Genomic DNA, 9,542 nt, shown 5'->3' on the forward strand with positions numbered 1-9,542 from the left:
TTCCTTGATGGGCTTTGCTCTCACGACGTCGACGATGAGACTTGCGACCAGACCACGCAGATCGAAGCGGCGGTTGAACCTGTAGGCGAAGCCAGCAAGGTAGTGCTCGGCGTACTTGCGGTAGTTCAGGGCATGGAAGGCTCCGGCCAACGTGGTCTTGAGATTGCCCAGCACGGTGTTGACCCACTTGAAGCTGGGCAGGTCGCGCGGCTTGAGGGAGCCGACCACCATCGGGAGGTGAAGGCAACCGGCATCGGCCACCGCACTGAAGCAGGCCAAACCATCGCTGTGCACGCTGGTGCCCGGTGCCAGATTGGACTTGGCCCACTTGCTGATCGCTTCAGAGGTGAACCCTCTGACCACATTGAGCTTGATGAACATCGGATGCCCGTGATCATTGACCGAGACAGCCGCGACAAAGGGGACCTTGTTCTCGGAGCCCCGACCGACTTTGCCGCCTGTGCGCTCGCCTCCGAGGTAAGCGTCATCGAGTTGCACCGTGCCGCTGAGTTGGTGGGTGGCGTCTTGCGAGGCCATGGCCCGGTTGATCTTCTGATGCAACAGCCAGGCAGTGGGATAGCTCACGCCAAGCTGACGCTTGAGCGCCAGGGCAGACAGGCCGGTTTTGGCCTGACTGATGAGGTAGATGGCCAAGAACCAGGTCGTCAGGGGCAGTTTGGTGTGTGCCATGAGACTGCCTGCGGTCAGGGAGGTCTGATGCCGACAGCCATTGCACTGGAAGAGCTTACGGACACCGTGGCCGACCACATAGTGATCACTGCTGGAGCAGCGCGGACAGCGAAATCCCTCAGGCCAGCGCGCGGCCTTGATCGCTTCGGCGCACTGTGCCTCGGTGCCAAAGCTACGAAGGAATTCCGGAATCGACATGCCGTGCTGGAACTGAATCTGGTTGAAGGCCATGGTGCTCACCCCACTGTAAGAAGACCACAGATTAGTGAGTCACAAGCTCATGGGGTGAGCCTCGCTGAGGCAGGTTTCTAATCAGGAGCCGGGAAGGCCAGCAGGGTACGAGATGCCCGCGCCGCAGAAAAACACGACGCGACCCTCTTCATGGGCCTGCAAAAGCTCGTTGGGAATGTCAGGGCCATCGGCAATGAACTGCACTCAATTGCTCCCTGAAAAGACGCGTTCCAGCGTCGCGGGGAGTAAGTCGGCATTGGCTTCGCGGATGGCGGCGTGTTTTGCCTTGAGTGCTTGTGTTCTGCGGTATGCCTCGCGCAGTTTCAACTGTGTTCCCATCGATGGAACTGGCATTTTGTAGCTCAGAAATGCCGATGGCTGCAGACGGCGGCGGCGGACGTTGGTGCCGCCACTCAGCTCTGCCAGTTCGGGCCAAACCTCCGGGGTGCGGAAGTAAATGTCCAGCAACTCGGGCAAGACTTCATCTGTGTTGACTGAGAACACTGGAAATTCTGGCGATACAACCATGCCGTCGCATTCAGGAGGCACAACGCCCAACGCGCCCTCCCAGGCCATCAATTTGGGATAAGTGAAGTCACCAGCTCGAACTGTGGAAAGCCGCTCATAGGCGAATTCGCTACCGGTCTTGACAACACTTTTGAATACGCCGCGACCGAACGAGTAGACGCCCGCAAAGCGGTATTGAACAGTTCCGTCAACGATTACGTCTGGCTGACGCTGGAACACCAGATCAGACATGGGGCGTCTCTTCGGCTGTTCACCTGGAGGGTGAAAAATGTACGCTCGGACGAGGCGATCGGCATCTTGCTCGACTGCGTCCAGATGCGCTTTCACCTGCCGAGTTTTCTCGGCCAGTGCGTCCAGGCGTGCAACGAGGGCTTGTTGTTCGATCAGTGGCGGCAGTGGAATCTCAACTTCAATAATGTCGGACACTTTCATGGACATGTTGGCAGTGCCCTGCATCAGTGGTATCAGCACTGTGTCTTTGCAAGCGCTCAGATAGAAGTAGACGTAACGTGCATCCACGCGCTCCGGCGCACGGTTTATGCAGGCGCACAAAATAGAGCCTACGGCAAATTCCCCTTTGATGTGGTGCAGTCGTTTGAGGCTCGCGTGACCATGACCTGTTGCAGATATCAGAGGGATGCAAACAGCATCTCCCGAGAAGTGCGGTTCGATGTGCGAAGCAAGGCCTTCGCCTGTGGTGACCAATGGGAAAGCGCCAGGCGTCGCCGCCATGATCCCGATTTTTCCCTTCTCGACATCAAACAAGTCACCCAAGACGACTTTGGGCCACGCCTTCATATGCCGCCCTCCGCATCGCTACCGCGTGCAATACGACGCGCCTCCAGCTCACGCTGCGTCTTCTCCAACTCGGCTTCCAGCAGCTTCACATCGGGCAGCACGGTCTGATACTGGGCCGCCATGATCTTGTTGGGCAGGCCGTCCAGCGCATAGCGGGCCAGTGCCGACTTGGCGCGGGCACACAAGATGAGGCCTACTGGCGGGTTCTCATCGGGCAGCGTCCAGTGCTCGCGAGCATAGTTGCAGTACATGTGCATCTGGCCGACATCGGCGTGGCTGAGTTCACCCAGCTTCAGGTCGATGATGACCAGGCAGCGCAGTCGACGGTGGAAGAACAGCAGGTCCACGCGGAACCAGCTTTCGTCGATGCGCAGCCGTCGCTGGCGGCCAACGAAGGTGAAATCGCTGCCCAGTTCCAGCAGGAAGTCCTCCAGCCGGTGGATCAGGGCATCTTCGAGATTGGATTCGGAGTACTCGTCTTTGAGGTCGAGGAACTCCAGCACGTAGGGGTCTTTGATGACCTCATCTGGCGTGACGAGGTCAGCAGGCTGCGCCTGGCTGCCTTTTTCAAGCATGGCGCGCTTGTTTTTCGACAGCAGGGCGCGCGTGTGGAACTGGGTGCTGATTTGGCGGTCGAGCTGGCGCACGCTCCAGCCGCCGCGCAGCGCCTCGGCTTCGTAAAAAGCGCGTTCTTCAGCGGACCGGGTGCGGCGCATCAGGTGGACGTAATGCGTCCAGGACAGCGGGAACACCTGGGTCAACTGGTTGAGGTCGAAACTCCGAATCGGCGATTCGGAATTCGGAGCCGGTGTGCCCGCTGGCAATGTCCGAATCAGTGATTCGGAAATCAGCGAAGGCGGGTAGGTCTTGTAGAACAGCCGCATGGATTCGAGCGAATCTACCCCGAAGCCGCGCCCGAAGCGGGCGGACAGATCGGCGGACAAACGCTTGAGCAAAGCCTGGCCGTACTCGGCCCTGTCCTTGCCGCTTTGCTCGAACTCGACAATGCGCCGGCCAATCTCCCAATAGCTGGCCGTCATCAGTGCGTTGACGCTGCGTGCGGCCGCGCGGCGGGCCGCCTCCAGCAGCGCGACGATGTCGGTGTGAACGGCCGCGTAATCGGCCTGGTCTGATACGCCGGGCGTCGTGCGCTCAGTCATGCCTGCACCTCGGCCACCAGGGCTTCGATTTCACCCAGCAGGCGCATCACCTCGCCCTCATGGCTGCGCATGGAGGCGATCAGGTATTTCGGCTCTACATGCGCCAACCCGGCCTTGGCGTTCGGGTTCTTGATGTCGAGGTTGTAGATGGGCCAGTACAGCGCGTCACCTTCAGCCTGTGCCGCCTTGGCGGCCTGCTCATGAGCCAGTTGCTGCGCCCTCAAGCTGCGCAACTGTTCTTGGAGTTCGGCGCGCTTGCCGTTGGCGGTGGCCTGGATGGCCTGCTCCAGTTCACGAATGGGCTTGCCGAGCGCCATGGCCGCGTGGCGCTCGGTCTCGGCACGCTGCCTGTGCGGCGCGGCGGCTTCGACGGCAGCAGCGTGCTTGGCGGCAAAGTCTTCTTTCCAGGCTTGTGGGCCTACTTCGCGTTGGTTCCACCACGCTTGCACAGCTGAAAACTCTTCAAACTGAATCGGTGCCGTCTTGCTGTACTTCTTGCGCCCCTCTGGCAAGGGGAGCTCGTAGTACCAGATGGTGTCGGTGGGTCCGCCACGTTCAAAGAACAACAAGTTGGCCGGGATATCGGTATACGGGGCGAACACGCCTTGAGGCAAGCGCACGATGGTGTGCAGCTTGAATTCCTTGAGCAGTTCTTCTTTGATCACAGCGCTGATGCCATCGCCAAAGAGGGTGCCGTTGGGCACCACCACCGCAGCCCGGCCACCACGCGTGGCGGGCTTGCCACCAGGCACTTTGGCGCCTGCCACGCGCAGCTTGCGCATGATGTATTGCAAGAACAGCAGCGCCGTTTCCGACGTCTGCATGTTGGGCGGGAAATTGTTTTTGATGGCGGACTCCTCTTCGCCCCCAAATGGCGGGTTGGTGAGGATCACGTCCACCCGTTCGCTGTGGCCAATTTCGTTGAGCCTGTTCACCAGCGTGTTGCCATAGGCAATCTGAGGTGCCTCCAGGCCGTGCAGCAGCAGGTTCATCTGCGCCAGCATGTAGGGCAGGGGCTTGGCTTCCTGGCCGTAAAGGGTGTCGCGCTGAAAGGTGCGGCGCTCGTCCGGCGTCTTCACTTGCGGGGCAATGTGGTCATAGGCTTCCACCAAGAAGCCGCCCGTGCCGCAAGCGGGGTCCAGCACCGTTTCGCCCAAGCGTGGGTCCGTCACCTGTACCATGAAGCGCACTACGGGGCGCGGCGTGTAGAACTCGCCCGAGTCACCCGCAGCATCGCGCATTTCGCGCAACATCGATTCGTACAGGTGCGAGAGGGTGTGAATCTCTTCGCTCGAACCGAAGTGGATACCGTTGATCTTGTTGACGATGTCGCGCAGCAGGTAGCCGCTGACCATGCGGTTCTGCACGCCCTTGAAGACGTTGGCCACCACCTCACGTTGGCTGCCTTTCGCGCCTTCATCAGCCAGGCTACGCAAGTGGGCGAACAGGCCCTTGCCTACCTTGCCGTCAGGACGCGTTGTGAACTCCTGGTTGATGAAGTCCAGCAATTCATCGCCGCTGATGCCGTCTTCCTTGGCGGCCCAGTCGCGCCAGCGGTAGGGGGCTTCAATGATGGGCTGATAGCGCTTGTTATCCAGCAGCGCTTCTTCTTCGTGGATGGCTTCCAGGTCGTCCAGGAATTTGAGGAACATCACCCAGGTGAGCAGGGGCAGGCGGTCCACATCGCCATTGAGGCCCTTGTCCTTGCGCAGGATCTTGCGGGCAGTTCCAATCAAGGCGGAGAGGTTTTCGCGGGTGGTGAGCGGTGCCTTGGCCTTGCGCGTGGCGCGTGGCTTCTTCTCTGGGGTATCGGTAGTCGTCTTCTTGGGGCGGGCCATGGAAATGGGATCTCGTTCTTGTTATTGGTAAAGCGCTGTCTGCAGCCGTGAAACGGCTTCCTTCATACCTTTGACCCCACCGAAGTGGCGGCTGGCGATTTCCGAAGGCGTGCCAAAGCGGTCGAAGGGTTGAACCTTCATTAGCTCAGACAGGGCGTTGAATTGGATGATGCCGCGCTCGATGTACTTGTCGAGCAGCAGCGAGAGCACTTCACGGGCGGTGTCGCCGTATTCGTTAAAGAGGTCAGGTGTTTTGCGTCTGGCTTGTTCTGCACGCTGGCGGCGGGTCAGTAGCGGAGCGTTCCAGGCAATGTGGCAAAGCAGGTCGAAAGGGTCAGCGTCAGGTTGGTCGCTGCTGGTGGCCAGCTCTTCAAAGCTGATGCCGCGCTCAGTCAGTTCACGCAGGACTTCGCTACGGGTGTCCGGGTCAGCCCACGCCGCTTGAAGGGCCTCGCGTGTGGGGTAGAGGGTGCGAACGGCACGACCCGAGTAGTCGGTGTACTTCACCACCTGCAGCTTTTTGCCATCGGTGTCCAAGTCATAAACCAGGTGGCCGATGACCTCAACTTCACCGCCGTCGATGTAGAACTTGCGTGGCTCGGCTGGTGGCTCTGTGATCACCACGCCGCCGCCCGGGCCAATTTGCTCCTCTTGGGTCTCGTACTCAATTTGGGCGGCGTCGGCGGGCGTCACCTCTTCGGTGGTTGCTTCGCCCACTTGATCACCCTCTTCGTTAACGGTCACCTCTTCGATGCGAGCTGGCTCACCATCGAAATCAGGATCGGCAAAGTGCTGCGTGGCCGTACCGGTGAAATCGATGATGTTGAAATACTCCTTGCCGTACTCCACGTTCAGGCGGGTGCCTCGGCCGACGATCTGCTTGAACTCCGAGCGTGAGCCCACCACGCGGGCCAACACCACGTTCTTGACCATCTCGGCATCGACTCCAGTGGTCAGCAGTTGTGAGGTGGTCAGGATCACGGGGGTGAGCTTGTCAACGTCCTGAAAGTGGGAGAGGTGGGTCAAGCCAATCGCACCTTCATCGGCTGTGACCCGACAAACGTAGTCTGGGTATTGCTGCACCAGGTCGCTGTTGAGGTTCACCAGCTCCTGGCGCATCTCGGCGGCGTGTTCCTGGTCCACACAGAACACCAGCGTTTTGGCGAAACGATCGGTGCCTTTGAGCAACCCTGTCAGGTGCTTGGCCATGGCCTTCGTGCGGGCGCGGAGAGCCACCACGCGCTCGAAGTCTTTGGTCTGGTACTCCTCGTCTGGCACTTCGCGGCCGTACCGGTCCAGCTCATCCTTACTGGGACGCCAACCTGCGGCATCGACCGTGGTGATGACGCGGTGCACACGATATGGCGCAAGGAAGCCGTCTTCAATGCCTTGGCGCAAGCTGTAGGTGTAGACCGGGTTACCGAAGTACTCGTAGCTGTCGCGTGATTCTTCGCGCAGCGGCGTGGCGGTCATGCCGAATTGGATGGCCGGCTCGAAGTAGTCGAGCACGGCGCGCCACGAGCTTTCATTGCGGCTGGACCCGCGATGGCATTCGTCAATGATGATCAGGTCAAAGAAGTCCGGCCTGTACTGCCGGAACACATCTTCACTGGCCGTGGTCAGTGATTGATAGATGCCGAAGTACATATCGCGGCTTTGGCTGGTGTCGCCGCCAGCGATCTTGTGGCGGGCGTCTCCGAAGGGCGAGAACATCTTGGCCATCGGATCATCGACCAAGATGTTGCGATCAGCCAGGAACAGGATCTTCGGACGGCGGTGTTCCCCGGCGCGGTTCCAGCGGCTGTTCCACAATTTCCAGCAGATCTGAAAGGCCACGCAGGTCTTGCCGGTGCCGGTGGCCAGTGTGGCTAGGATGCGTTTTTGGCCCAGCATGATGGCCTCCAACACGCGCTGGATGGCGATCTGTTGGTAATACCGAGGCACCTTGCCTGAGGTCAGGTTGAATGGCTCCAACAAGTGCGGCGTGGCCGTTTGCGGCCAAGGCGCTGCAGCGGTCAATCGGTTGAACAGCTCTTCAGGCGTGGCATAGCGATCTACCTCACGTTCCGTTCCCGTGGTGTAGTCAATCTCGATGATGCGATGGCCGTTGGTGGCGTAGGCGAACTTGAGGCCGAGGATCTCTGCGTATTCACGGGCTTGCTGGACACCAGCTTCCGCAGGCGTACCAATGTCTTTCGCCTCGACGACGGCCAGGGGGTAGTCACGCCGGTAATACAGCAGGTAGTCGGCGCGCTTTTTGACGCCCCGACGCACCTTGCCGCCCGTCACGAAGATACGGCCATTGGTGAACGTGCGTTGCTCGCCGATGCTGCATGGTGACGAGGACCAGCCCGCTTCGACGAGTTTTGGCGTCACATGCTCTCGGCAGGTGTCGGCTTCTGTCATGGCGCTGTCGCGCGTGGAATCCCTGGACATTGTTTTCCCCCTGTCTACGCAGCGGTGCTAGGCCACAGCCTGGCGAAATCTTGCGAAAGATCCGTGTGGTGGCAAATTGCCAGCAAACATGCAGTCAGTTTGACTGCATCGGCCACGTACAGGATCACGTAGTCGCCATGCAGGTACACCCGCAGGGCATCGGCCCTGCCGGGTGGTAGCTGAGCCAATTTGGCCAGCGCCTCGGCCGATTGCGGTGGGTGATCGAGGTAGCGCTGGCCAATCAAGGGAAAGCGGGCGAGGTTGGGCAAGACCGTGTTGCCCAAGTCGGCCAGCAACTGGTCGTAGTCCTTCGCAGCTTCCGGCCAGGTCAATGGGCCCTTGATGGCTTCCAGTGAGCGCTGAAAGTGAGCGGTGGCCTCAGTGCGGTAAAGCGAGTCAGCTGCCATGGCCACTCGAAGGCTTGCGGTGGGCTTGTGGCTTGGCTTTCGCCTTGCCCGTCAGTGCGGCCTGGTTTTGCTGCAGGGCGGTGATGGCCTGCATCGCGTCACAGGTGTGTCCCGCCAGCACATCGGCCAAGCCTCGGCGGGCATCGTCGATCAGCAGCAGGTGGATGTGCTCGCGCTCCAGCCGGTGGTAGTAGTCCAGCCGGTCTGCATCGATCAAGGCGACGTAGCTTTCACCGTTCTTGGTGATGATCTTTTCGGCGCCGGCCTTGGCCTGGTCAGCCAGCTCGGACAGGTTCGCGCGTGCCTGGGTGAACGGCACTACGTCCTTGGCAGAAAAGCCCATGACTGTTTTACCCCCACGAATGACAGAATTCTGTGCATTTTACTCATCGCTGTTGGGGGCCTCGTCTGTCTGTCTGTCTGTCGGTCGGTCGGTCGGTCGGTCGGTGGTGATTGCCGTAGTCTTGATCTCCCTAGTAGCCATTGCTCCATAATCGAATGGCATGTAAGGGAGTGTGAAAATTGAAGCCCAGAGAGCTGCCTGTTTCTTACTTTGACCTTAAGGTCAATGCCCGATTTCATAGGTCTGACGCGGTACCAGTTCCACCGTCGGCCATGGATTTGCTAGGGCGTGTTAACACTAATGGCGACGGCGACGATTGCGCCAGAAAATCTCCGACATGGAGATCACGCCCGAACAATTCGCTACCATCGAACACTGCCTGCCCAGGCAGCGTGGCAACGTCAGCCTGAGCAATCTGCAGGTGGTCAATGCGATCCTTTATGTGGCCGAACATGGTTGCAAGTGGCGCGGACTGCCCAAACGCTTCGGCAACTGGCACACGATTTACACGCGCATGAATCGCTGGACCAAAGCTGGCGTCCTGGATCGCATGTTCGAGGAGTTGCAGCGTGCGCAAGTCGTGCGTATCAGGATCGAAGCCGTCTCGCTGGACTCCACAAGCATCAAGGTCCATCCCGACGGCACGGGGGCACTAAAAAAAACGGCCCACAAGCCATCGGAAAGTCCCGAGGCGGATGGAACACCAAGATTCATATGGTTGCCGCGGATGCTCGAACGGCCGTAACGTTTTGCCTCTCGCCTGGGCAGGCACACGACGCACCCGAAGGCCGGCGCCTGCTCAGCAGTCTTGGGCCCGCCAGCAGGCCGGTGCATTTGTTGATGGACCGCGCCTACGAAGGCAACGAGACACGGCAGCTGGCACTGGATCTGGGTTTCATTCCGGTGGTGCCACCAATGAAGACGCGGAACGAACCGTGGGACTACGACCGCGAGATGTACAAGCGCCGCAATGAGGTGGAGCGGTTGTTCCGTCGACTCAAAGGCTATCGCCGTATCTTCTCGCGGTTCGAGAAACTCGACCTCATGTTCCTGGGCTTCATCAGCTTCGTGCTCGTCGCTGATGGACTTCGGATGTGTTAACAGGCCCTAG

General features: G+C 59.7%; 8 protein-coding genes. 1 reads left to right on the top strand and 7 read right to left on the bottom strand.

What is annotated here, in order from left to right; translation table 11 throughout:
- The 7 genes from WIT60_RS16620 to WIT60_RS16650 all read right to left on the bottom strand — a co-directional run.
- The coding region (locus WIT60_RS16620; protein ID WP_339581920.1) for an IS1595 family transposase at positions 1-921 on the bottom strand (921 nt) is incomplete at its 3' end.
- A 204-nt stretch (positions 922-1,125) separates the two neighbouring features.
- The gene (locus tag WIT60_RS16625) at positions 1,126-2,247 is read right to left on the bottom strand and encodes a restriction endonuclease subunit S (protein WP_339584947.1); all 1,122 of its coding nucleotides are present in this window, start codon (positions 2,245-2,247) and stop codon (positions 1,126-1,128) included.
- On the bottom strand, positions 2,244-3,407 hold the full coding sequence (locus WIT60_RS16630; protein ID WP_339584948.1) for a PDDEXK nuclease domain-containing protein: 1,164 nt from the start codon (positions 3,405-3,407) through the stop codon (positions 2,244-2,246). Before WIT60_RS16630 ends, WIT60_RS16625 begins: the two co-directional genes overlap by 4 nt.
- A complete protein-coding gene (locus tag WIT60_RS16635; RefSeq protein ID WP_339584949.1) occupies positions 3,404-5,245 on the bottom strand; it encodes a class I SAM-dependent DNA methyltransferase in 1,842 nt (613 codons plus the stop codon). The genes WIT60_RS16630 and WIT60_RS16635 overlap by 4 nt, the downstream gene beginning before the upstream one ends.
- 21 nt (positions 5,246-5,266) lie before the next feature.
- On the bottom strand, positions 5,267-7,681 hold the full coding sequence (hsdR, locus tag WIT60_RS16640) for an EcoAI/FtnUII family type I restriction enzme subunit R (RefSeq protein ID WP_339584950.1): 2,415 nt from the start codon (positions 7,679-7,681) through the stop codon (positions 5,267-5,269).
- A gap of 14 nt (positions 7,682-7,695) precedes the next feature.
- Complete coding sequence (locus WIT60_RS16645) at positions 7,696-8,088, bottom strand: type II toxin-antitoxin system RelE/ParE family toxin (RefSeq protein ID WP_339584951.1); 393 nt, start codon at positions 8,086-8,088, stop codon at positions 7,696-7,698.
- A complete protein-coding gene (locus WIT60_RS16650; protein ID WP_339584952.1) occupies positions 8,078-8,431 on the bottom strand; it encodes a type II toxin-antitoxin system Phd/YefM family antitoxin in 354 nt (117 codons plus the stop codon). The genes WIT60_RS16645 and WIT60_RS16650 overlap by 11 nt, the downstream gene beginning before the upstream one ends.
- A 337-nt stretch (positions 8,432-8,768) precedes the next feature.
- Between WIT60_RS16650 and WIT60_RS16655 the strand changes: the two genes are divergently transcribed.
- Positions 8,769-9,532, top strand: a protein-coding gene (locus tag WIT60_RS16655) for an IS5 family transposase (RefSeq protein WP_339583436.1) whose coding sequence is annotated in 2 segments (ribosomal slippage) — positions 8,769-9,084 and positions 9,084-9,532 — 765 coding nt in all. Because the reading frame shifts where the segments join, the coding sequence is not laid out codon by codon here.
- Positions 9,533-9,542: the final 10 nt, after the last annotated feature.

It is taken from the genome of Aquabacterium sp. G14 (genome assembly GCF_037482285.1).
In the GTDB taxonomy this organism is placed as follows: Bacteria; Pseudomonadota; Gammaproteobacteria; order Burkholderiales; family Burkholderiaceae_C; genus Aquabacterium.

Coding starts and splice junctions, on each gene's coding strand:
- WIT60_RS16630 (WP_339584948.1), bottom strand. CDS start 3,407: ATGACTGAGCGCACGACGCCCGGCGTATCAGACCAGGCCGATTACGCG.
- WIT60_RS16625 (WP_339584947.1), bottom strand. CDS start 2,247: ATGAAGGCGTGGCCCAAAGTCGTCTTGGGTGACTTGTTTGATGTCGAG.
- WIT60_RS16645 (WP_339584951.1), bottom strand. CDS start 8,088: ATGGCAGCTGACTCGCTTTACCGCACTGAGGCCACCGCTCACTTTCAG.
- WIT60_RS16635 (WP_339584949.1), bottom strand. CDS start 5,245: ATGGCCCGCCCCAAGAAGACGACTACCGATACCCCAGAGAAGAAGCCA.
- WIT60_RS16650 (WP_339584952.1), bottom strand. CDS start 8,431: ATGGGCTTTTCTGCCAAGGACGTAGTGCCGTTCACCCAGGCACGCGCG.
- hsdR (WP_339584950.1), bottom strand. CDS start 7,681: ATGTCCAGGGATTCCACGCGCGACAGCGCCATGACAGAAGCCGACACC.